The sequence below is a fragment of the Micromonospora sp. RP3T genome, from assembly GCF_003027925.1.
GTDB lineage: Bacteria > Actinomycetota > Actinomycetes > Mycobacteriales > Micromonosporaceae > Micromonospora.
This window is the reverse complement of record NZ_PYPS01000001.1, coordinates 356,951-378,866: the sequence shown is the minus strand read 5'-3', so window position 1 is coordinate 378,866 and position 21,916 is coordinate 356,951. Positions and strand designations below refer to the sequence as shown.

Sequence of the window (21,916 nt, the reverse complement as noted above, 5' to 3'; positions counted from 1 at the left end):
CCCGGCGGGAGGGGGTCACCGGTCCTCACTTGGCGTCCGCGGCGAGCGTCACCGACGTGTTCTGCCGGGCCGAGCCACGCCGGTACTCCACCGTTACCACCGAACCCGGCGCGTACTTGCGCACCAACGCCACCAGGTCGGTCGGGTCGGTCATCGGGTGCTTGTCCAGCCGGAGCACCACGTCCCCGGTGCGCATCCCGGCCGCCGCCGCCGGACCGGCCGGCTCGACGGCGTTGAGCCGCACCCCGCCGCCGGTGGCGCCGGTGCCGCCCACCGAGGCGCCGATCACCGTACGCCGGGCCTTGCCGGTGCCGATGATCTCCTCGGTGACGCGCTTGGCCTGGTTGATCGGGATGGCGAAGGCGAGCCCGATGTTGCCGGCCTCCTGCCCGTCGGCCACCAGCGACTTGATCGTCGAGTTCACGCCGACCACCCGGCCCGCCCCGTCCACCAGCGGGCCGCCGGAGTTGCCGTGGTTGACCGCGGCGTCGGTCTGGATCGCCGCGTAGTAGCGGGTCGGCCCGCCCGGCTCGCCCGCCTGCATGGTGCGGTCCAACGCGCTGACGATGCCGGCGGTGACGGTGTTGGCCAGCGACAGCGGCGAACCCATGGCGAGCACCGGATCGCCCACCGCGAGCGCGTCCGAGTCGCCGAACTGCACCGGCGTCAGCCCGCTGCGGGTGACCTTGATGACCGCGATGTCCGACTCCGGGTCCTGCCCGACCACGGTGCCGGCGGCGGTGCTGCCGTCGTTGAACATCACGGTGGCCTTGCCCGGGCCGTCCGCGACCACGTGGTCGTTGGTGACGATGTGCCCGTCCGTGCTCACCACGAAGCCGGAGCCCTCGCTGGTGCCGCCGAGACTGGCCACCCGGATGGTGACCACGCTGGGCAGCACCCGCTCGGCTACCCCGGCCAGCGACTCCGGCTTGCGCTGGGCGAGCGCCGGGGCCTGCCCGGCCTGCGCGCCCAGCGTCGGCACCGCGCCGCCGCCCAGGAAGGCGTAGGTCAGGGCGCTGCCCAGTGAACCGGCCAGCAGCGCGGTGATCAGCGAGATCAGCACCACCTGACGCAGCCCCGGCCGGCTCGGCGCGTCCGGGTCGGAGACCGGCTCCGGCTCACCCGCCCCGGTGGGCGCGGTGGCCGGGACCACCACGGCCGCGGGCGCGTACGGGTCCCGCCACGGGTCGGCCAGCGCGTCGGACCACCAGGGCGACGTCGTGCCACCCCCGGCGCCCGGTGGTGGCTGCCCGGGCACCGGCCCTCCCGCCGGTGCGCCCGAGCCGCCGGGCCGGCGCCAGTCCCAGCCGTCGGTCACGTCCGTGCCTCCCACATTCGTCCCGCGCGCCCCGCGCCGACGCCGGCGGAGCCGGACGATCGAGACGCGCGGGACCCATCCAGGATTGCACGGATGCCCCGGGTGGAGTCAGGGGTTGCCGCCCGTGATCGCCCGAGGGCCGACTCGCGGCTGCGCGCGTACCGGCTCGCCTCTACGCTCACAGTGCCAACCGACCCCTCGCACCAGCCCCGCCCCCAGGAGGTGCCCCATCGCCACGGTCGCCGGTCCCGGCGGTTCGACGGCCCAGGCGCTGCAGTTCGCCGAGTCGTACGTCACCGAGGACATCGTGCTGCGCACGGCCCGCGCCCTCGCCCACGAGGTGGGCGTGGAGGCGGTGACGCCCGGCGCCGGTGCCGCGCTGCGCCTGCTCGCCGCCGCCGGTAACGCCCGTGCGGTGGTGGAGATCGGCACCGGCACCGGGGTCAGCGGCGTGTGGCTGCTGCGCGGCATGCGCCCCGACGGCGTGCTCACCACGATCGACGTGGAGGTGGAATACCAGCGCATCGCCCGGCGGCTCCTCCAGGAGGCGGGCTTCCCGTCGGGGCGTACCCGGATCATCACCGGTCGGGCGCTCGACGTGCTGCCGCGTCTCGCGGACGGCGTCTACGACCTGGTCTTCGCGGACGCGCCGGGGCCCGGCTTCGCGGCGTACGTGGACGCGGCGCTGCGGCTGCTGCGCCCCGGCGGGGTGCTCGCGCTCAACGGCGCGCTGGCCGCCGGCCGGATCGGTGACCCGGCCGCGCGGGACATGGAGACGGTGACGGTGCGGGAGACCATCAAGGCGATCCGCGAGTCGGAGCACTGGGTGCCCGCGCTGCTGCCGGTCGGCCACGGGCTGCTCGCCGCCGTGAAGAGCTGACGCCGCCCGCTCAGCCCAGCGTCGCCAGCCAGCGCAGCAACCCGCGTACGCCCCAGCCGGTGGCGCCCCTGGTCAGCTCGCCGTGCACGTCGTCGGACCAGGACGGGGCGGACATGTCCAGGTGTGCCCAGCGGTCCCGCAGGTCGCCGGTGAACTCGCGGAGGAAGAGCGCGGCCACCACCGAGCCGGCGCCCCGGGCCGGGGAGCTGTGCAGGTCGGCGACGTCGCTGGCCAGGTATTCCAGGTAGTCGTCGGCGAGTGGCATCCGCCAGGCCCACTCGCCGGCCGCGGTCATCGCGGCCAGCAGGTCGGCGGCCAGGTCGTCGTTCTCGGCGTAGAGCGCGGCGTGCCGCTTGCCCAGGGCGACCGCGTTCGCCCCGGTCAGGGTGGCCAGGTCGACGAGCAGGTCGGGCTTCAGCTCCCGGACCGCGTACGCCATCGCGTCGGCCAGCACCAGCCGCCCCTCGGCGTCGGAGTTGGTGCTCTCGCTGGTCAGCCCGCCGTAGTGCCGGATCACGTCGCCGGGGCGGAACGCGGAGCCGCTGACCATGTTCTCGGCCAGCGGGGCCAACGTGGTGATCCGGACCGGCAGGCGCAGCGCGGCGGCGCCCAGCGTGGCGGCGACTACGGCGGCGGCGCCGGCCATGTCCTTGCGCATGAGTTTCATGGCCGGCACCGGCTTGATCGAGATGCCGCCGGTGTCGAACGTGATGCCCTTGCCCACCAGCACCACGTGGGTACGCGCGCCGGCCGGCCGCCAGTCGAGTTCGACCAGGCGCGGACCCTGGACGGAGCCGCCGCCGACGGCCAGGATGCCGCCGAAGCCCTCGGCCGACAGCTCCTCCGGGCCCCGCACGCGCAGGTGCAGGTCGGGGCGGTCGGCGGCGGCGCCGGCCACCTGGTCGGCGAACCACGCCGGGTGCTTGGTGGAGGACGGGGTGTTGGTCAGGTCGCGGGCCAGCCGGGTCATCTCGGCGGTGACCCGGGCCGCGGCCAGCGTGTCGGCGAGCGCGTCCGGGTCGGTCACCAGCACGTCCACCCGGGCCAGGGCGGGTCGTGCGCCGGCCTCGGTGAGCCGGAACCGGTAGGAGCCGAGCAGCAGCCCCTCGGCCAGGCCGCGCAGCGCGGACTCGGACCCGCCCGGAACCGAAATCGTGATCTGCGTCTCATCCTTGCCGGCGCGGGCCAGCGCGGCCCCGGCGGAGCGCCAGCCCGCCTCGTCGCCGTCGCCGACGCCGAGCAGCCAGAGCCGGCTCGGGGCGCCGCCGGGACGCAGGTGTTCGCGGATCTCGCCGGCGGCCCCGGTGAGGCGGGCGGCGGGCAGCAGCGCGGTCGCCTCGGCCCGGACGTCGTCCCCGGGCGGGACGGCGGTGGGGACCAGCGCCGGCGGGGCGTCCGACCCACCGGGACGGATGGGCAGGACGAGGGCGTCGGGTCGCGTGGACCCGCTCACCAGACGAATGGCCAGCACGCTGGACCGTACCTCCGAAAACGCTCTAAGCGGGACGCGTTGCCGCTTGCCGGCCGAGGAAGGCCCTGAGCCACCGGGCAAGCCGGTGGCTCAGGGTAGGACGAACCGTCCGCGCGGTGGGACACCACGCGGCCTGCTCCTCGAATCAGCCGGCGGCCGCCTTCAGCGCGTCACCCAGCGCGGTGGCCTCGTCGGGAGTCATCTCGACGACGAGCCGGCCACCACCCTCCAGCGGGACCCGCATGACGATGCCCCGACCCTCCTTGGTGACTTCCAGCGGACCGTCGCCCGTCCGCGGCTTCATCGCCGCCATGTTGTCTCCCCTCAGACCTACGCCAGGGTCGGTGGGTTGCCCCACAGCCACTTCGCCATCGCACCCGCAACAGTCGCGGAGGCGTCGACAGACGATTTTCCCTGATGAACACCGCCGGACCCAAACCGAAGCAGCATTGATGTAACAGCATCTAGCTTATCTTGGGTAGGCCTGTCACAATGTGCGGTCATGCAGGCACGGTCGGCACTCTTCGACCTGTACGGCGACCACCTCCGCGTCCGGGGTGGCCGTGCACCGGTCGCCGCCCTGGTCAAGCTGCTGGCGCCGCTCGGGATCGCCCCACCGGCGGTACGCACCGCGGTCTCCCGGATGGTCCGTCAGGGCTGGCTGGAACCACTCCGGCTCGCCTCCGGACCGGGATATTCGATCACTCCGAAAGCGGGTCGTCGACTCGACGAGGCGGCCTCCCGGATCTACCGGACCGGTCGGCACAGTTGGGACGGACGGTTCGATCTTCTCGTCCTCACGGCGCCCGCCTCCCGCCGGGACCGGCAGCGGCTCGCCGCCAACCTCACCTTCCTCGGCTACGGCACACTCGACGACTGCACCTGGGTGGCCACCCGCCCCGGCGAGGACGTCGACCTGCTGCTCGCCGAGGCGGGCGTGCGCTTCGAACGGTTCACCGCCGCGCACGCCGCCGGTACCCCGGGCGCCATGGGCGTGGTCCGCCGGGCCTGGGACCTGGTCGAGATCGGCCGGGCGTACGAACGCTTCGTCGCCGAACAGAAGCCGCTGCTGTCCGGCGTCACGGTCCGCAGCAGCGACGAGGAGGCGTACGCGGCCCGGTTCCGGCTCGTGCACGCGTGGCGTACGTTCCTGTTCCGGGACCCGCAGTTGCCCCCGGCGCTGCTCCCCGAGCGCTGGCCGGGCACCAGCGCGGCCGGGTTCTTCGACCGGCACGCGGCCCGGCTCCGGCCGGCCGCCGACCGGTACGTCGAGCAGTGCCTCGACGCCAGCCACCGCCTCGCCCGACAGAAGGGTCGTTAGAAACGTGACCGAGCCGCTGCTCGTCGACCGCACCGACGCCGTCGTCACCCTGACGCTGAACCGCCCGACGGCGATGAACTCGCTCGACGTGGCGCTCAAGGAGGCGCTCCGGGAGACGCTTGCCGAGTTGGAGACCGACCGCTCCTGCCGGGCGGTCGTGCTGGCCGGCGCGGGCGGCTCGTTCAGCGCCGGGCAGGACCTGCGGGAGCACGTGCAGACGCTGGAGTCGGCGGACGCCGACCCGCTGGCCACCGTGCGGGCGCACTACAACCCGATCGCCGCCCGGCTGGCCAACCTGCCCAAGCCGGTGGTCGCCGCGGTACGCGGGATGGCCGCCGGGGCCGGCGCCTCGCTGGCGTTCCTGGCCGACTTCCGCATCGGCGGCCCGAAGACGCGGTTCCTGATGGCGTTCGCCGGGGTCGGGCTCGCCGCCGACACCGGGGCCTCCTGGACGCTGCCCCGGCTGGTCGGCCACGCCAAGGCGGTCGAGCTGCTCATGCTCGCCGAGCCGGTCGGCGCCGAGGACGCCTGCCGGCTGGGCCTGCTCACCCGGTTGGTGGACGACGACGAGCAGGTGCTCCCGGCCGCGCAGGAGCTGGCCGTCCGGCTCGCCGCCGGCCCGACCGTCGCGTACGGGGCGATCAAGCGTCAGCTCTCCATCGCGGACGCCGGCACGCTCGCCGATGCGCTGGCCGCCGAGGCGCAGGCGCAGGCCATCTGCGGCGGCACCGCCGACCACCGGGCCGCCACGATGGCGTTCGTCAACAAGCAGAAGCCGGTCTTCGAGGGACGCTGAGGCTCAGTCGTCCTCCTCCGGGTCCTGGTTGGCCTCGACGCCGAGCACGAACGCCTGCATGGCCAGCTCGTCGCCGGCCGGCGAGACGAACGCCGGCAACTCACGCGGGCCCAGCTCCTGCACGTAGGACCAGAAGATCCGGACTGCCTCGGCCCGCGTGGCCGCCTCGATCGGCAGGTCGAGGCTGACCAGCCAGGTACGCCGGGCCGGCGGCGGACCGAGCCGGTCGGCCAGCGCCCGCCAGCGCGCCGGGTCGAGCGCGGCGACCGGGCCGTCCGGGGCCGGGCCGTCGACCGGCACCGGCTCGTCGAGCGCCCGCCGGGTGTACGTCACCACGAGCGCGCCGGCCGCCGGGTCGGACTGGGGGTCGTCCGGATCCTCCCGGCCCTCGGCGCCGGGGCGCGTGACCCGGCCGAGCGCCACCAGCCGCAGCGGCTCCTCGACCAGCACCGCCACCCGGTCACCCGGGCGCGGCCGGGCCGACCCCGGCAACCCGGTCAGCTCCAGCACGTCGTGGTGCACCAACCGCTCGGCCTGGTAGCGCTCGGCGGGCAGCAGCACCGCCCAGGCGCCCGGCGTGGTGTCGGCGTCGGTCGTCCCGCTCGTCCGTGGCTCGGTGTCGGTCATGCCCCAATCCCATCACGCCGCGTCGTCACACCCCGGCCCGGTCACCACCGGCGTGGCATCCGGCGAGGTGATCGTCCACCATGCCGGTGGCCTGCATCAACGCGTAGGCGGTGGTCGGGCCGACGAAGCGGAAGCCGCGCTTCTTGAGCGCCTTGGCCATCGCGGTGGACTCCGGGGTGAGCGCCGGCACGTCGTCGAACGAGGCGGGGCGCGCCGGTCGGGGCGGGGGCGCGAACGACCAGAGCAGCGCGGAGAGCCCCTCGGGCAGCTCCAGCGCGGCGCGGGCGTTGGCGACCGCCGCCTCGATCTTGGCCCGGTTGCGGACGATCCCGACGTCGGCCAGCAGCCGGGCCGTCTCGGTCTCGCCGTAGCCGGCGACCGACTCGATCCGGAACCCGTCGAAGGCGAGCCGGAACGCCGGCCGCTTGCGCAGGATGGTCAGCCAGGACAGGCCGGACTGGAACGCCTCCAGGGTGAGCCGCTCGTAGAGCGCGTCGTCGCCGCGCAGCGGCCGACCCCACTCCTCGTCGTGGTAGGCGGCGTAGTCGGGGGTGCTCGCCCCCCAGGCGCAACGGGGCAGCCCGTCCGGGCCGGTCACCAGGTCAGTCACGTCGCACAGGGTAGTGCGAGCCACCGACGCCGCCGGCACGCCACGGTCAGGGCAGGCGGCCCTGCTCGACCAGCCGGGCGAACCTCTTCAGCGCCTGGGTCAGGCCGAACTTCGAGCCGGGCCAGAGCACCGGCCAGGCCACCCGGCCCGCCGCCCCGCCCGGCAGGTGGAACCACTCGTGCCAGACCACCTGGGTGCGCTCCCGGTCCATCGGGGTGCACCGCAGCACGCCCGGGCCGCGCAGCAGCTTGCCGCAGTGCACCACGCCGACCTCGTACGGCGCGTCGACGCGCACCACCCGCATCTCGTCGCGGAGCACGGCCGGGCCGACCGCGGTGACCGCCTCGACCAGGCTGCCCTCGCCGCCGTCGCCCTCGACCACCCGGACCGTGGTGAACGGGATCCAGTCCGACTGCCGTTCCCACGCGGTCAGCGCCGCGAAGACGCGCTCCGCCGGCGCGTCGACGATCACCGTGGCGGTGACCTCGGCGGCACCCGGCTGGGCCGCCTCGGCGAAGCCTGCGGAACCCTCCGCGCCGGTCACGCCGGCTCCGAGCGGGCCACCGGCCCGCGTACCCGGTCCACGTCGCTGTCGTCAGTGCTCGCACCGGCCGGCCCGGCGGTGATGCCACCGGCCGGGGGCGTGGTGTCCTCGACCGCGGCGGCGGCCGGCGCCTCCGCCACGCCCGCCTCGGCCGGCGCAGCGGTCTGCGGCTCGGGCGTCGACAGGTCGATGGTCACCGGACCGGTGCCCGACGGGTCGAGGGCCGACTCGTCGGTCCCGGTCCCGGTCCCGGCGACGACGGCCTCCTCGCGTGCCCGGCGCAACGCGTCGGCCTCCTCGGTCCGCCCCTCCCGCAGTGCGGTGTTCTCGGCCTCCAGCACGCCGATCAGCTCGGACTTGTAGCCGATGTCGTAGGCGGCCCGCCGGAGCGCCACGTCGACCTGGGCCATCCGGTAACCGCGCAGCGCGGTGTCGAACCGGACCCCGGTCACGTCCGACTCGTCGAGCGGGCGGCCGCCCGGCAGCGGCACGGCCCGGCCGTCCGGCTCGGCCGGCACCAGCCCCGGATCCCGCCCGGAGACGAGCACCGTCACTCCGAACACCACTGCCGCGACGGTCAGCGCGACGACCAAGAGGAGCAGAACCTCACCCATGGAGAGATCGTGGCATGCGGGCCGGGATCGGGCGAGCCCTCCACGGCCTCCGGTCGGCAAAACCCGCGCTCCCGGCGTGGTGGAGGTTCCTCCCCGACCGCCGCCCGGCTTCCACATGTCAGGAAAACCGAAGATCTTGGTGCGAAAGTGCCCCGGAAGGGGCCGTTGCGTACCAAGATCCCGGGGCGGTGGCGGGCGGCACCGCGGGGACGTGCGAGGGTGCGACGGTTGACACCGGGACGAGGAGGCGGGGATGACCGGGATGTTGCGGCTCGGTGGACGGGCCTTCGCCCCGGGTGAGCTGGTGGTGATGGCGATCGTGAACCGCACCCCGGACTCGTTCTTCGACCGGGGCGCCACGTTCGCCCGGGACAGCGCGCTGCGGGCGGTCGAGCGGGCGGTGACCGAGGGCGCGGAGATCATCGACATCGGCGGGGTGAAGGCCGGACCCGGCGACGAGGTGGACGTGGCCGAGGAGATCCGCCGCACGGTGGACACCATCGCCGCGGTCCGGGCCGCCTTTCCCGACGTGGTCGTCTCGATCGACACCTGGCGGGCGGAGGTGGCGGCCGAGGCCGTCGCGGCCGGCGCGGACCTGCTCAACGACACCTGGTCGGGGGCGGACCCGGCACTGGCCCGGGTCGCCGCGGCGACCGGCGCCGGGCTGGTCTGCTCGCACGCCGGCGGGCTGGCCCCGCGTACCCGGCCGCACCGGGCGGCCTTCGACGACGTGGTGACCGACGTGCTCGACACCGTCACCGGGCTGGCGGAACGCGCGGTCGGGCTGGGCGTGCGCCGGGACGGCATCCTGATCGACCCGGCGCACGACTTCGGCAAGAACACCCGGCACTCGCTGGAGATCACCCGGCGGCTGGCCGAGCTGACCGACACCGGTTGGCCGCTGCTGGTGGCGCTGTCGAACAAGGACTTCATCGGCGAGACGCTGGACCTGCCGGTGCCGGAACGGCTGGAGGGGACGCTCGCCGCCACCGCGGTCTCGGCCTGGCTCGGCGCCCGGGTGTTCCGCGCGCACCAGGTCCGCCCGACCCGACGGGTGCTGGACATGGTGGCGTCGATCCGGGGGGACCGGCCGCCGGCGGCGACCCGGCGCGGGCTGGCCTAGGGGTCGTCAGGTCCAGCGCAGCACGCCGCGCCGCCAGGCGTAGAGGATGCCGAGCGCCACGATCGCCACGAAGACGCCCATCTCCGCCACCGTGGTCGCCCCGAAGCCGGGCCGGTCGAAGACCAGCGCCCACGGGAAGAGGAAGACCGCCTCCACCGCGAACAGGACATAGAGGTACGCGTAGACGTAGTAGCGGATCTGCATCTGGGCCCAGTCGCCGCCGACCGGGTCGAGCCCGCACTCGTACGTGGCCCGCTTGCCCCATGGCTCCGCCGGTCGGGCCGGACGTAACATGCGGTTCGCCGAGAACGCCGTCAGGAAGAAGAGCACGGCGGCGAGCAGCAGTAGACCGAGCGTGGCGTACGAGCCGAGGTATCCGGTCACGACCCGGAGCGTACCGGTCCCGTCGAGACGTCTCGGACACGTTACGAATTCGTTTCCTGGCGGGACTAGTGCCGGAGGGCAACCGTCCCCGAATAATGAGACCTCGTTGACACGTCCCCGGAGGACAGATGACCCGCCCCCGCGTCCGGCCTGCCCACCGGGTCACGCCTCGCCGTACCCTCGCGCTGTTCGCGCCCGCGCTGATCGCCGCGGCCGCGGCGGTCGCCGTGGTGGCGCCGGGATGGGCCGCGGTCACCCCCGCCGCCGCGGCCGGGGTGGTCCGGGTGGCCGACCCGGGCGCGCCGGGCGACCCGGGCGGCGACCCCGGCGACCCGACCGAGCCGACCCCGACCGGGGACGCGACCACCACCGCACCGACCCCGACCACGGCGCCGCCGACGGAGGCACCCCCGCCGCCGACCACACCCCCGCCGCCGGTCACCACCGAGCCGGCCCCGCCGCCCACCACGGCGCCGGCCCCGCCGGCCACCACCGCGCCGGCCACCACCACCGCGCCGGCCCCGCCGCCGGTCGGGCCGCCCGTCAAGCCCCCGCCGCCACCGCCCACCCAGGCCGCCGGCGGGCCGCTGGGGGTGCAGGTCAGCACCGGCGACCTGGCACTGACGCCGGACTACTGGAACGCCGACAGCACGGTGGCCACGCTGCGGGTGACGGTGACCAACACCGGCGGACGCGAGGAGCAGATCAGCCTCGGCTACTCGTTGCCGGCCGGGCTGGTCGACGGCGGCACGCCGGGTTGCGTCGACGCCGGAGGCGGCAACCACCGCTGCGGCGGGTGGACCGTGGCACCCGACGCCCGGTTCAGCGCCACCATCCGGATCCGGGTCGCCGGGGACGCCTGGCGGACCATGCCGCTGAGCGGATCGGTCCAGGTCACCGCCGTCGCGCCCGGCGTCGCCGGAGCGGCGTACGACGACGAGGGCTTCGCGGTGCTGTTCCCGCCCGGCCCGCCGGTGCCCGGCATCTCGCTCCGCGCCGACGAGGTCCTCTTCGACATCAGCGGCGCGCCGAGCACGCTCACCGTACGACTGGGCAACACCGGCGAGGTGGACGCCGCCGGGCGGGTGGAGGTGCTCCTCCCGGCCGGGGTGACGGTGAGCGACGCGGGGAACGCCTGCGCCCCGGTGGCCCCGGACCGGACCCGGTGCGAGCTGGGCACGCTGCCGGCCGGCCGGACCGCGACGCTGCGCCTGCCGGTGACCGCGTCGGCGGAGGCCCAGCGCATGGCCCCGCTCGCCGGGGCGGTGATCGGCCGGTTGGACCCGCGCAGCGGGCGGGACCGACAGGTGCAGATGAGCTTCCGGATCAGCGCGGCGGCGGCGCAGTCCACGCCGGTTGCCGGGACGCCCGCGCCGACGGGTTCTCAGGGAGTGCTGACTGCGTCGGAGCGGTCCGATTCCGGCGACGGCCCGGCGCGAGGGATCGCCATCGCCTTGATCATCATGTCGGCGTTGCTCGTCGTTTTCGCGTTGACGCTGGCCACGCGCTCACTGCGTCGCCGCAGCGACATCACGGTGCCGGAGCCGACAACGGAGCGGTGAGGCGCGCGGCGCGGTGATCTGGATTACGGTCGGCGGTACTAACCGCCCCTAATCAGGGCATACAGCAGCCCGTTCGGGTCTCACCCGTCGGACCACCACCAAGGCGGCCCTAACCATCCGACGTAGGCTCTGACGGTGAGAAACGGAGCGGGCCGCGTCGACGAGGGCGACGGCGCTCAGCGAAGCGAGGTGCGGGCGTGACCAAGCAGATCCGTCAACTGGACCGGGTGGTCATCCGGTTCGCCGGCGACTCCGGCGACGGCATGCAGCTCACCGGCGACCGGTTCACCTCGGAGACGGCACAGTTGGGCAACGACATCTCCACGTTGCCCAACTTCCCGGCCGAGATCCGCGCGCCCGCCGGCACGCTGCCGGGCGTGTCGAGTTTCCAGGTGCACTTCGCCGACTACGACATCCTGACCCCCGGCGACGCGCCGAACGTGCTGGTGGCGATGAACCCGGCCGCGCTCAAGGCCAACCTGGCCGACCTGCCGCGCGGGGCGGACATCATCGTCAACACCGACGAGTTCACCCGCCGCAACCTGGCCAAGGTGGGCTACGCGACCAACCCGTTGGACGACGACACGCTCGACGGCTACGCGGTGCACCCGGTCGCGCTCACCTCGATGACGATCGGCGCGCTGGCCGAGCTGACGGTGTCCAAGAAGGACGCCGAGCGGGCCAAGAACATGTTCGCGCTCGGGCTGCTGAGCTGGATGTACTCCCGGCCGTACGAGTCGACGCTGCGGTTCCTGGAGCGCAAGTTCGCCCGCCGGCCGGAGCTGGTGGCGGCGAACGTGGCCGCGTTCCGGGCCGGCTGGAACTTCGGCGAGACCACCGAGGACTTCTCCGTCCGGTACGAGGTCAAGCCGGCGAAGATGCCGCCCGGCACGTACCGCAACATCACCGGCAACGCGGCGCTGTCGCTGGGCCTGGTGGCCGCCGGGGTGCGCTCCGGGCTGCCGGTGTTCCTCGGCGCGTACCCGATCACCCCGGCCTCGGACATCCTGCACGAGCTGAGCAAGCACAAGAAGTTCGGCGTGGTCACCATGCAGGCCGAGGACGAGATCGCCGCGGTCGGCGCGGCGCTGGGCGCGTCGTACGGCGGCTCACTCGGCATCACCACCACGAGCGGGCCGGGCGTGGCGCTGAAGAGCGAGACGATCTCCCTGGCGGTGGCGCTGGAGCTGCCGCTGGTCATCGTCGACGTGCAGCGGGCCGGGCCGTCCACCGGCATGCCCACCAAGACCGAGCAGGCCGACCTGAACATGGCCCTGTACGGCCGGCACGGTGAGGCGCCGGTCGCGGTGATCGCGCCGAAGTCGCCGTCGGACTGCTTCCACGCCGCGCTGGAGGCGGCGCGGATCGCGCTGACCTACCGCACCCCGGTCATCCTGCTCTCCGACAACTACGTGGCCAACGGCTCCGAGCCGTGGCTGCTGCCGGACGTGGAGTCCCTGCCCGACCTGCGGGTCGAGTTCGCCACCCGGCCCAACGGCGAGGACGGCACCACGTTCCTGCCCTACCTGCGTGACCCGCAGACGCTGGCCCGCCCGTGGGCGGTGCCCGGCACGCCGGGGCTGGAGCACCGGATCGGCGGCCTGGAGAAGGCCGACAAGACCGGCGACATCTCGTACGACCCGACGAACCACGACTTCATGGTGCGGACCCGGGCGGCCCGGATCGAGACCATCGAAGTGCCGGACGTGGAGGTCGAGGACCCGGACGGCGACGCCCGGGTGCTGGTGCTGGGCTGGGGCTCGACGTACGGCCCGATCGGCGCGGCCTGCCGGGGGCTGCGCCAGCGCGGGCTGCCGGTGGCCCAGGCGCACCTGCGGCACCTGGCCCCGATGCCGGCCAACCTCGGCGAGGTGCTGCGCTCCTACGACCGGGTGGTCGTTCCCGAGATGAACCTCGGCCAGCTCGCCCACGTGATCCGGGCGAAGTACCTGGTCGACGCGATCGGCTACAACCAGGTCCGCGGCCTGCCGTTCACCGCCGCGGAGCTGGAGACGATGCTGGAAGAGGTCCTGAAGAATGTCTGAGCCCGTCGCCCTGAAGCTCACCGCCAAGGACTTCAAGTCCGACCAGGAGGTGCGGTGGTGCCCCGGCTGCGGCGACTACGCCGTGCTGGCCGCGGTGCAGGGCTTCATGCCGGAGCTGAACATCCCCCGGGAGAACATCGTCTTCGTCTCGGGCATCGGCTGTTCGTCCCGCTTCCCGTACTACATGAACACGTACGGCATGCACTCGATCCACGGTCGCGCGCCGGCGATCGCCACCGGCCTGTCGGTGTCCCGGCCGGACCTGTCGGTCTGGGTGGTCACCGGTGACGGCGACGCGCTCTCCATCGGCGGCAACCACCTGATCCACGCACTGCGCCGCAACGTCAACCTGAAGATCCTGCTGTTCAACAACCGGATCTACGGGCTGACCAAGGGCCAGTACTCGCCCACCTCCGAGGTCGGCAAGATCACCAAGTCGACGCCTGTCGGTTCCGCGGACGCCCCGTTCAATCCGCTGTCGCTGGCGCTCGGCGCCGAGGCCACGTTCGTGGCCCGGACGCTCGACTCGGACCGCAAGCACCTCCAGTCGGTGCTGCGGGCCGCCGCCGAGCACCAGGGCTCGGCGTTCGTGGAGATCTACCAGAACTGCAACATCTTCAACGACGGGGCGTTCGAGCCGCTGAAGGAGCCGACCACCCGGGACGACTACCTGATCCGGCTGGAGCACGGGCAGCCGATCACGTTCGGCACCGACGGGCAGTTCTGCGTCGTCCACCCGCCGGGCGGCTTCGGGCTGGAGGTGCGGGAGACCGCGGCCACCCCGGCGGAGCAGATCGTGGTGCACGACGTCACGGTCGCCGACCCGGCGTACGCGTTCGCGCTGTCCCGGCTGCCCGGGCTGGATCTGCGCAACACGCCGCTCGGGGTGTTCCGGTCGGTGGACCGGCCCTCCTACGACAGCGTGGTGCAGGAGCAGGTCGCGTCCGCGCGGGCGAGCGTCGACCAGACCCCGGAGCAGCAGCTCTCGGCGCTGCTCGGCAGCGGTGACACCTGGACGATCATGTAACTCCTGATCCGCGCATCCGAAAGGGCGGGCCGTCCCGGGGGACGGCCCGCCCTTTCGCGGTTCCCGGACCGGTCAGACGGTCGCCGGCACCCACAGCTCGTCGATCGCCCGCTCGGCGGCGGCGAGGCTCGCCTCGTGCAGCGGGATCAACTCGGCCATCGCCGGGTTGACCGGGGCCAGGGTCAGCTCGGCCGAGATGAACCGCGGCTCCAGGCCGGTGCGCGACAGGCCGTGCGGCAGCCAGGGCTCGGCGTGGTCCCAGCCGGCGCGCGGAGTGCCCGCGCCGTAGCCGCCGCCCCGGGTGCCGAACACGATGAACTCGCGACCGCCGAGCAGCCCGGCGCCGGTGGCCGGGTCGAGCGCGATCCCGGGCGCGATCAGGTGGTCGACCCAGGCCTTCACGCTGCTGGGCGGACCGAAGTTGTAGAGCGGCAGGCCGAGCAGGATCGTGTCGGCGCGCAGGACCTCGCTCACCAGGTCCTCGGTCACCCGCCAGGACGCGCGCTGCTCGGGCGTGTGCTGGTCGGGCGGCACCGCCCGGGCGAGACCGCCGGCGGTGTCCAGGTGCGGCACCGGGTCCTGACCGAGGTCCCGGTAGGTGACCGTGCCGCCGGGGTGGGCGGCACGCCAGGCGTCGGCCGCGCGGGCGGTGAGGCGACGGCTGACCGACCGCTCACCGTTGATGCTCGAGTCGATGTGCAACAGGTGGGCCATCGTTTACTCCTCCATCGATCGTTCGTGTAGCACGAACTATTTATAGCAGGTCGATGTTCCTTGTTCGACGTAGACTGGGTCACATGCCAGCCGAGCCCGCCGACGAGCGCCGCTCCGGGCCGCTGCTCCAGCACCTGGCCCGGCGGATGCGGCTGCGCTCGGAATCGGTGCTGACCCCGCTTGGCCTGCGCGTCCGGCACCTGGTCGCGCTCACCGTGCTGCGCGACTCGGGCGACATCAGCCAGCAGGGGCTGGCCGGCACGCTCCAGATCGACGGCACCAACGTGGTCGGGCTGCTCAACGACCTGGAGTCGGCGGGCCTGGTCGAGCGCCGCCGCTCCCCGACCGACCGCCGGCGGCACGTCGTCAGCCTCACCGGGGCGGGCGCCACCCGGATCCGCGAGGCCGAGTGCGCGCTCGCCGACGCGGAGGACGAGGTGCTGGGCGCGCTGGCGCCCGACGAGCGGGAACTGCTCTACGACCTGCTCCGGCGGGCCAGCCAGGGCTGCGCCCCGACCTGCACCGAAGCGGCCACGGAGAGCCCGGACGCCTGCTGACCGGGCCGACGCCGGTCACGCCGGGACGGCAGGCGGCGCTCAGGCCGTGGTGGTCGCCTGCGGGCGGTCGTCGCGGACGTGGACCAGCATGTCGCCGGTCTCGATCACCGCACCGGCCCGGTCGTTCAGCGCGACCACCTTGCCGCGCCGGACCAGTGCGATGACCAGCGACTCAAGCTCACGCGGCGAGCGGCCCACCTCACTGCGCTCGGCCGAGCGCATCGCCAACGCCATGCCCTGACCGGGGGTGAGCAGGTCCTCCACCACGTCGATCAGGGGCGGGGCCGAGGTGGAGAGGCCGAGCAGCCGACCGGCGGTGGCCGACGAGACGATCACGTGGTGCGCGCCGCTCTGCTTGAGCAGCGGCGCGTTCTCCGCCTCCCGGACCGCCGCGATGATCCGGACCTGACCGGCGGTGAGCTGCCGGACGGTCAACGCCACCAGCACCGAGGCGTCGTCGCTGTCGGTCGCGATGATGACCGCCTTGGCGGTGCGGATGTGCGCCTCCTCCAGCACCGACGAGCGGGTCGCCGAGCCCTCGATCGTCACCAGCCCGTTCGAGGTGGCCTGGCGCAGCGCCGGACCGCTCCGCTCGACCACCACGATCTTGGACTTGTCCGCCCCGTTCTCCAGCAGCGCGGAGACCGCGCTGCGGCCCTTGGTGCCGTAGCCGCAGATGATGACGTGGTCCTTCACGGATCTCCTCCACCGCGACAGGCGACGGCCGGTCCGGTACTGCTCGGTCAGGACTTCCAGGGTGGTGCCGACCAGGATGATCAGGAAGAGCACCCGGGCGGGGGTGATGAACAGGACGTTGATCAGGCGGGCCGACGGACTGGCCGGCGTGATGTCGCCGTAACCGGTGGTGGAGAGCGAGACCACCGTGTAGTAGAAGCAGTCGAGCAGCGTCAGGCCGTCCTCGTTGACGTCGCGGTAGCCGTCACGATCGAGCCAGACCACGAAGACGGTGGCGAAGACCAGGCCGAGGGCGGCGAGCAGGCGCAGGCTCAGCGCGCTCAGCGGCCCCCGCCGTTGCGCGGGAAAATGGATCACCGTCGGCCCCGCTCCGCCACCGTCGCCTGCACGCCCTCAAGATAGCGGGTACGCCGGGAGTCGGCCGGGCGGGCCGTGGGACCGGCCCCGGCGCCCGCAAGCGGTAAGGATCTCGTCACATCCGTCGACGCCCCGGTGGGTGAGACTCGACCCCGACGAATGTGACGAGGGGGAGTCGGATGCGTACAGGTGCGGCACTGACCACGCTGGCCGTGGTCGTCGGGGTGGCTCTGGCCGGCCCCTCACCCGCGGTGGCGGCCCGGCCGACGCCCGCCACGGCGATGCCGACGGCGAAGCGCACCGCCGTCGTGCTGCCGTCGCTGACCGGCCGGGGCAGCACGGCGTACGACGTCAACCGGGCCGGGGTGGTGGTCGGGTCGGCGGAGCTGGCCGGCGGCTACTGGCACGCGGTCCGCTGGGTGGACGGGCGGATCGAGGACCTGGGCACGCTCGGCGGGCCGAACAGTCAGGCCCAGGCGATCGACGAGCGGGGCCGCATCGTCGGCACCGCCCAGGCCGCGGACGGCAGCAGCCACGCCGTGGCCTGGGTCGACGGGAAGATCCAGGATCTCGGCCTCACCGGTGGCATCTTCTCCATCGCGTACGACACCGCCGGGGACCGGGTGGTCGGCGTGTATCACGTCACCGACAGCTTCGCCGGGCGGCGGGCGTTCGTCCGCACCGGCAACACCGAGATCACCATCGACGCGCCGCCGGGCGCGAGCGCCGTCGCGGTCAACGAGGCGGGTACGGTCGCCGGCACCTACGGCTACCGGGACTGGACCGACCCGCCGTTCGTCAACCAGGCCTTCGTGTGGCGCGACGGGGTCGTCCGGCCGCTCGGCACCCTCGGCGGTCCCACCAGCGACGCGAGCGGCATCAACGACCTCGGTCAGGTGGTCGGCACCAGCCGGACCGCGGACGGCGCGTTCGCCGCCTTCTTCTGGAACGGTTCGACGATGCGCCGGCTGTCCACCAGTTCGGCGTCCCCGACAGCACAGGCCGTGAACGACTCGGGTCTGGTGGTCGGCACCGACGGCACCGACGGCCGGGCGATGCTCTGGCCCGCACCGACGGCGGGCTCCCAACTGCTGCCGCTGCCGGTCGGGTCGGTGGGCAGCGTCGCGATCAATGTCAACGACGCCGGTCTGATCGTCGGCCAGGCGGACTTCCTCTCGCCGAGCTTCCACAGCCGAGCGGTCGTCTGGCGTTGACCGATCCCGGCCCGGTCGGTACCACGGGGCCGACCGGGCCGGTCCACGCCGCCGGGACGGGGCATGATGGGTAGCGTCGGCGAACGGCGACCGCGAGGAGGCCGGCATGTCGTTGCTGCGACGGGTGATCGGCGGGGTGCTGCGGCGGATCCGCCTGCGGCAGGGCCGCACGTTGCGCGAGGTGGCGCAGGCGGCCGGCGTCTCCCTGCCCTACCTCTCCGAGGTCGAGCGCGGGCGTAAGGAGGCCTCCTCCGAGGTGCTGGCCGCGATCTGCCGGGCGCTCGGCATCCACCTCGCCGACCTGTTGGAGGAGGCGCGCGACGAGCTGCGCCGGGAGCGGCCCACGCCGGTCGGCCCCGGGGTGCCACTGGCCCGGCTCGACCGGGTGCCCGCGGCCCGCAGCGGCCCACAGCTCCGGGTCGGGCCGCCCCGCCTGCACGCCACCCGACGCCCGGGCGGCCCGCACGCGCCGCATCCGGCCCGGCCGGTCACGCCGCCGCACACCGCGCACCCGGTCCGGTCGACCCCGCTGCTCGGCGGCGGGCTGCGCCCGATGGGCGTGTCCCCCACGCCGGTCGGCCCGCCGCTCGGCCACGGCACACCGGAGCTGTTCGGCACCGGCACCCGGATCTGGCTGATCCCGACGCCGGCCGCGCGCCCGCGCCCGCGTACCTCACCGGCGCTGGCCCGGCGCCGGGCCCGCGCGGCCCGACGGCGGCCGGTCGCGGCGTAGCGCCCTCGGTCGGGCCGGACGAACGCCGACCGCGCGTGGTGCCGGTCGCCGCGACGCACGACCGGGGTGCGGCCCGCACCGACCGGCGGCCTCACCCGGTTCTGCCGAGGGCGAGTCTGCCCGGGGCAGAAAGTCTGGGCCGCGCGGGTGCGCCCGGCGGACGCTGGAGACCGCCGGCTCGCCGGGCGGTCCCCCGCCCACCGGCGTCACGGAGGTGGGCAGTCATGAGTGGCATCTGGATGCGGGACGAGGGACAGCCGGTCTTCGGCGACCGGGTCTTCGAGCGGCTGCTCAAGGAACGGATCATCTTCCTCGGCACCGAGGTCACCGACGACTCGGCGAACCAGATCTGCGCGCAGATCCTGCTGCTCGCGGCCGAGGACGCGGAGCGGGACATCTACCTCTACATCAACTCGCCGGGCGGCTCGGTCAGCGCCGGGATGGCCGTCTACGACACCATGCGGTGGGTGAAGAACGACGTGGCGACGCTGGCGCTGGGGATGGCCGGCTCGATGGGGCAGTTCCTGCTCTGCGCCGGCACGGCGGGCAAGCGGTTCGCGCTACCGCACTCGCGGATCATGATGCACCAGCCCTCCGGCGGGTTCGGCGGCACGGTCGCCGACATCACCATCCAGGCCGAGAACATGCTGCACGTGAAGCACACCATGCAGGAGCTGATCGCCCGGCACAGCGGGCACACGCTTGAGGAGATCCAGCGCGACTGGGACCGGGACCGCTGGTTCACCGCCGAGGAGGCCCGCGAGTACGGACTGGTCGACCAGGTCCTCTCCCGGGTCGATCAGCTCGCCGCCTGACCCGGTCCGCCGATCGGCACGCCGGGGCGGGTCCGCTGGTCGTCGGTGTCGCGGGCCGCCGGCACCGGTGTGAGCACCCCGCCCCGGCCGGCGAGTTCGGCCGCCACGAACACCACCGCCTGCGTGATCACGACGCTGGTGACCACGGCGGCGATCGTGCCGGTGGCCGCCACGGTGGCCGCGCCGAGGTTGTAGAGGGCGTGCCAGACGGCGACGGCCGGGACGCTGCCGGTGCGGTTCCAGAGCCAGCCGAGCACCACCGCGCCGCAGAAGATCCCGATGGCGAAGCCGACCAGGGTGCCGGCGGAGAATCCCCGATAGCTGGCCAGGACCACGAACAGCGGCGCGTGCCAGCCGACCCGACCAGGCCGGGCAGGTGGGTGGCCGCGCCGCCCACCCGCACCACCCGGCCGGTCGCCGCCAGCGGCAGCCAGCAACCCCAACTGATCGTGTACGCCGCCAGCACGTAGCCGATGGCCGCCCGGTCCCGCATGGTGTCAGCGTCGCCCGGGGGCGACGCTGAGCGCCACGGTCACCGGACCGGGCGGTCCGGGCCCTCGGCCTCTGGTCAGGGGTAGCTGACCACCGGGCTGGTGCCGTACGCGCCGACCACCGGGGTGCCGGCCTCGTTGATCGTGCGCTCGATCCCGCCGCTGCCGTTCAGGAACACGGTGATCGCGTCGTGGAAGCGCACGCCGGCCCGGCGCGGCGCCTCGATCGCCCGGTCGCAACGGATGTCCACGCCCTGGTTGAAGTACGCGTAGACGCCCAGCCCCCACGCCTCGTGCGTGCGGACGTGCGGGGCCACCCGGTAGGAGGCCCAGCCGTCGCCGGTCGGGCTGCGCCAGGCCGCCTGGCTCGGCGGGTCGTAGGGCAGCTCGCTCTGGTAGAACACGGTCCGGCCGCGCTCGCCGTGCCAGCGGGTCTGCCAGCGCTGGTAGTGCTCGACGAAGAGCCCGTACGCGGTGACGTCGTCGCCGTTGACGACCACCCCGGTGGCGGCCGTGTTGACGTCCCAGCCGATGGTGCCCGGCTGGCCGTGGTCGCCCCGCCAGGCCCAGATGTTGTCGATCAGCGTGTGCCGGCTGTGCACGACCAGACTGGTCACCGCCCGGCCGGCGGACGGGCCGCCGACGCGGAAGAAGACGTCCTGCAACGAGATCGGGTTGTCGGCGTGCGCCCGGTGGCTGTGCCGCCCACCGACCTCGACCAGCACCTCCGACTCGACCGGCCCGGCGTCGACGAGCACCCCGGCGATCCGTACCCCGTCGACGTCCTCGATCCGCAGCGCCGCGTCGCCGGTGACCGGCGCGAGGCTGGGCATGCCGAGGCCGAGCACGACGGTGTTCGGCCGGCGGACCCGCAACGCCCGGTCCAGGCGGTAGACGCCGGGGGTGAGCAGCAGGTGGCTGCCCCGGGCGAGTTCGGTGTTGATCCGCGTCGCGGTGTCGGTGGGCCGGGCGACGAAGAAGTCGGTAAGCGGCAGCGACGGCGACGGCGCGCCACCGGCGGCCCAGGTGGTGCCCGCGGTGTCGCGGCGCAGCCGGGGCACCGCCACCCGCCAGCGGCCCGCGTCGTCCACGAAGAGGTAGGGCTTCTCCCGGATCACCGGGCTGGTCGGCAGCGTGGTGTACGGCGGGTCGGGGAAGCCCTGCGCGGGCGCGCCGATCACACCGGAGAAGACCTGGTTCCACACGCCGTTGGTCCACTCACCGCCGAGTTCGCTGTCCCGGGTGAGCCACTGCTGCTGGGAGCCGTTGATGGTGATGCCGTCCACCTTGGAGTCGGCGATGAAGCCGCCGCTGGAGTAGCCGCCGTTGCCGGGCTCCAGCCAGAGCACGCCCTTGACGTGCACCCGGCGCATCGGCGACGCCTGGGAGACGGCCCACTGGTTCGACCAGTCGGTCGGGGTGACGGCGAGGTTCTCGGCCGAGCGCCAGAAGTTGGTCAGCGCCGAGATGCCGGCGGGCGAGTTCGGGTCGGGCTGGCCGACCACCCGGACCGCGCCGTGGATCTCCACGTCGTCGGGGTGGGCGCCGAGGCCGGCCACGGTGGTGTAGTAGCCGAGCCGGGCGTCCACCTCGTAGCGGCCGGGCTTGAACAGCACGGCGTACCGGTCGGCGCCCATCTCGTTGTGCTCCTGGGCGGTGAAGATCTGGTCCAGGGTGGACTGGATCTCCTCGGTCGGGGTGCTCGGGTCGTAGACGAAGACGTTCGGGCCGAGGTCGGGCTCGCGGGCGGGCCGCGCGGTCGGGGACGCGACGGCGGCGCCGGCCGGGAGGCCGAGGGCGGTGAGCGAGGCCGCCGAGGCGGTGAGCGCGAGGAAGCGGCGGCGGGAGGGGTCGGATGATCGCATCTGCCTGCCTGTTCGGTGGTGGAAGGAGAGCGGAGAGCGCTCTCTCGCCGTTCCTACCGCATCCCCGTCGATCCCACCAGAGCCCGCCGGTTCCGGAACCGGGAAGCATCGCGGCGCAGCGGTGGTTGTCCTCGAAGAAGTTGAACTCGCAA

General features: G+C 73.8%; 23 protein-coding genes. 11 read left to right on the top strand and 12 right to left on the bottom strand.

Annotated features, from left to right (window positions below; translation table 11 throughout):
* Positions 1–25 precede the first annotated feature (25 nt).
* Positions 26–1,333, bottom strand: a complete 1,308-nt coding sequence (locus C8054_RS01830) for a S1C family serine protease (protein ID WP_199199459.1) — start codon at positions 1,331–1,333, stop codon at positions 26–28.
* 292 nt (positions 1,334–1,625) lie between these two features.
* Between C8054_RS01830 and C8054_RS01825 the strand changes: the two genes are divergently transcribed.
* The gene (locus C8054_RS01825) at positions 1,626–2,198 is read left to right on the top strand and encodes an O-methyltransferase (RefSeq protein ID WP_107154894.1); all 573 of its coding nucleotides are present in this window, start codon (positions 1,626–1,628) and stop codon (positions 2,196–2,198) included.
* Between the two features lie 10 nt (positions 2,199–2,208).
* Here C8054_RS01825 and C8054_RS01820 read toward each other — a convergent pair whose 3' ends face one another.
* Positions 2,209–3,669 (bottom strand): M17 family metallopeptidase, encoded by a 1,461-nt coding sequence (locus tag C8054_RS01820; protein ID WP_107154893.1) that lies wholly within the window; start codon positions 3,667–3,669, stop codon positions 2,209–2,211.
* Positions 3,670–3,814: 145 nt separating this feature from the next.
* Positions 3,815–3,982 (bottom strand): DUF3117 domain-containing protein, encoded by a 168-nt coding sequence (locus tag C8054_RS01815; RefSeq protein WP_013283866.1) that lies wholly within the window; start codon positions 3,980–3,982, stop codon positions 3,815–3,817.
* Between the two features lie 189 nt (positions 3,983–4,171).
* On the opposite strand from C8054_RS01815, the gene C8054_RS01810 reads away from it, so the two are divergent.
* Together C8054_RS01810 and C8054_RS01805 are read left to right on the top strand one after the other, a co-directional pair.
* On the top strand, positions 4,172–4,990 hold the full coding sequence (locus tag C8054_RS01810; RefSeq protein ID WP_107154892.1) for a PaaX family transcriptional regulator C-terminal domain-containing protein: 819 nt from the start codon (positions 4,172–4,174) through the stop codon (positions 4,988–4,990).
* A gap of 4 nt (positions 4,991–4,994) precedes the next feature.
* On the top strand, positions 4,995–5,786 hold the full coding sequence (locus C8054_RS01805; RefSeq protein WP_107154891.1) for an enoyl-CoA hydratase/isomerase family protein: 792 nt from the start codon (positions 4,995–4,997) through the stop codon (positions 5,784–5,786).
* A 3-nt stretch (positions 5,787–5,789) separates the two neighbouring features.
* Here C8054_RS01805 and C8054_RS01800 read toward each other — a convergent pair whose 3' ends face one another.
* Genes C8054_RS01800 through C8054_RS01785 form a run of 4 tightly spaced genes read right to left on the bottom strand, consistent with a single transcriptional unit; the run spans position 5,790 to position 8,181 of the window.
* Positions 5,790–6,413, bottom strand: a complete 624-nt coding sequence (locus C8054_RS01800; RefSeq protein WP_107154890.1) for a hypothetical protein — start codon at positions 6,411–6,413, stop codon at positions 5,790–5,792.
* Between the two features lie 25 nt (positions 6,414–6,438).
* Positions 6,439–7,023, bottom strand: a complete 585-nt coding sequence (locus tag C8054_RS01795; RefSeq protein WP_107154889.1) for a DNA-3-methyladenine glycosylase I — start codon at positions 7,021–7,023, stop codon at positions 6,439–6,441.
* 46 nt (positions 7,024–7,069) lie between these two features.
* The gene (locus C8054_RS01790) at positions 7,070–7,567 is read right to left on the bottom strand and encodes an SRPBCC family protein (RefSeq protein ID WP_107154888.1); all 498 of its coding nucleotides are present in this window, start codon (positions 7,565–7,567) and stop codon (positions 7,070–7,072) included.
* Positions 7,564–8,181, bottom strand: a complete 618-nt coding sequence (locus C8054_RS01785) for a DivIVA domain-containing protein (RefSeq protein ID WP_107154887.1) — start codon at positions 8,179–8,181, stop codon at positions 7,564–7,566. Before C8054_RS01785 ends, C8054_RS01790 begins: the two co-directional genes overlap by 4 nt.
* Before the next feature lie 253 nt (positions 8,182–8,434).
* Here C8054_RS01785 and folP point away from each other — a divergent pair, with 253 nt between their 5' ends.
* The gene (gene folP, locus C8054_RS01780; RefSeq protein ID WP_107154886.1) at positions 8,435–9,304 is read left to right on the top strand and encodes a dihydropteroate synthase; all 870 of its coding nucleotides are present in this window, start codon (positions 8,435–8,437) and stop codon (positions 9,302–9,304) included.
* Positions 9,305–9,310: 6 nt separating this feature from the next.
* On the opposite strand, the gene C8054_RS01775 is transcribed toward folP, so the two are convergent.
* Entirely contained in the window at positions 9,311–9,688 is a 378-nt protein-coding gene (locus C8054_RS01775) for an NADH-quinone oxidoreductase subunit A (RefSeq protein WP_107154885.1), read from the bottom strand.
* 128 nt (positions 9,689–9,816) lie between these two features.
* Here C8054_RS01775 and C8054_RS01770 point away from each other — a divergent pair, with 128 nt between their 5' ends.
* From C8054_RS01770 to C8054_RS01760, 3 genes are all read left to right on the top strand, one after another.
* Positions 9,817–11,250, top strand: coding sequence for a hypothetical protein (locus tag C8054_RS01770; RefSeq protein ID WP_107154884.1), 1,434 nt, complete (start codon positions 9,817–9,819; stop codon positions 11,248–11,250).
* A gap of 197 nt (positions 11,251–11,447) precedes the next feature.
* Positions 11,448–13,295, top strand: coding sequence for a 2-oxoacid:acceptor oxidoreductase subunit alpha (locus C8054_RS01765; RefSeq protein ID WP_107154883.1), 1,848 nt, complete (start codon positions 11,448–11,450; stop codon positions 13,293–13,295).
* Complete coding sequence (locus C8054_RS01760) at positions 13,288–14,322, top strand: 2-oxoacid:ferredoxin oxidoreductase subunit beta (protein WP_107154882.1); 1,035 nt, start codon at positions 13,288–13,290, stop codon at positions 14,320–14,322. The genes C8054_RS01765 and C8054_RS01760 overlap by 8 nt, the downstream gene beginning before the upstream one ends.
* Positions 14,323–14,394: 72 nt before the next feature.
* On the opposite strand, the gene C8054_RS01755 is transcribed toward C8054_RS01760, so the two are convergent.
* Complete coding sequence (locus C8054_RS01755; RefSeq protein ID WP_107154881.1) at positions 14,395–15,036, bottom strand: FMN-dependent NADH-azoreductase; 642 nt, start codon at positions 15,034–15,036, stop codon at positions 14,395–14,397.
* A gap of 83 nt (positions 15,037–15,119) precedes the next feature.
* Between C8054_RS01755 and C8054_RS01750 the strand changes: the two genes are divergently transcribed.
* Positions 15,120–15,593 carry a MarR family winged helix-turn-helix transcriptional regulator gene (locus C8054_RS01750; RefSeq protein ID WP_233219424.1) on the top strand — a complete coding sequence of 158 codons (474 nt, stop codon included), beginning with the start codon at positions 15,120–15,122 and terminating at the stop codon, positions 15,591–15,593.
* Between the two features lie 39 nt (positions 15,594–15,632).
* Here C8054_RS01750 and C8054_RS01745 read toward each other — a convergent pair whose 3' ends face one another.
* The gene (locus C8054_RS01745; protein ID WP_107154879.1) at positions 15,633–16,646 is read right to left on the bottom strand and encodes a TrkA family potassium uptake protein; all 1,014 of its coding nucleotides are present in this window, start codon (positions 16,644–16,646) and stop codon (positions 15,633–15,635) included.
* 179 nt (positions 16,647–16,825) lie between these two features.
* Between C8054_RS01745 and C8054_RS01740 the strand changes: the two genes are divergently transcribed.
* From C8054_RS01740 to C8054_RS01730, 3 genes are all read left to right on the top strand, one after another.
* Positions 16,826–17,860: a hypothetical protein gene (locus tag C8054_RS01740; RefSeq protein ID WP_107154878.1), complete on the top strand. Its 1,035-nt coding sequence runs from the start codon at positions 16,826–16,828 to the stop codon at positions 17,858–17,860.
* 106 nt (positions 17,861–17,966) lie between these two features.
* A complete protein-coding gene (locus tag C8054_RS01735) occupies positions 17,967–18,593 on the top strand; it encodes a helix-turn-helix domain-containing protein (RefSeq protein WP_107154877.1) in 627 nt (208 codons plus the stop codon).
* Positions 18,594–18,817: 224 nt separating this feature from the next.
* Positions 18,818–19,408: an ATP-dependent Clp protease proteolytic subunit gene (locus C8054_RS01730; RefSeq protein ID WP_107154876.1), complete on the top strand. Its 591-nt coding sequence runs from the start codon at positions 18,818–18,820 to the stop codon at positions 19,406–19,408.
* Here the strand turns inward: C8054_RS01730 and C8054_RS01725 are convergent.
* A complete protein-coding gene (locus C8054_RS01725; protein WP_146179833.1) occupies positions 19,393–19,845 on the bottom strand; it encodes a CPBP family glutamic-type intramembrane protease in 453 nt (150 codons plus the stop codon). The genes C8054_RS01730 and C8054_RS01725 overlap by 16 nt on opposite strands.
* A gap of 131 nt (positions 19,846–19,976) precedes the next feature.
* Positions 19,977–21,764, bottom strand: a complete 1,788-nt coding sequence (locus tag C8054_RS01720) for an adenylyl cyclase (RefSeq protein WP_107154874.1) — start codon at positions 21,762–21,764, stop codon at positions 19,977–19,979.
* Positions 21,765–21,916: the final 152 nt, after the last annotated feature.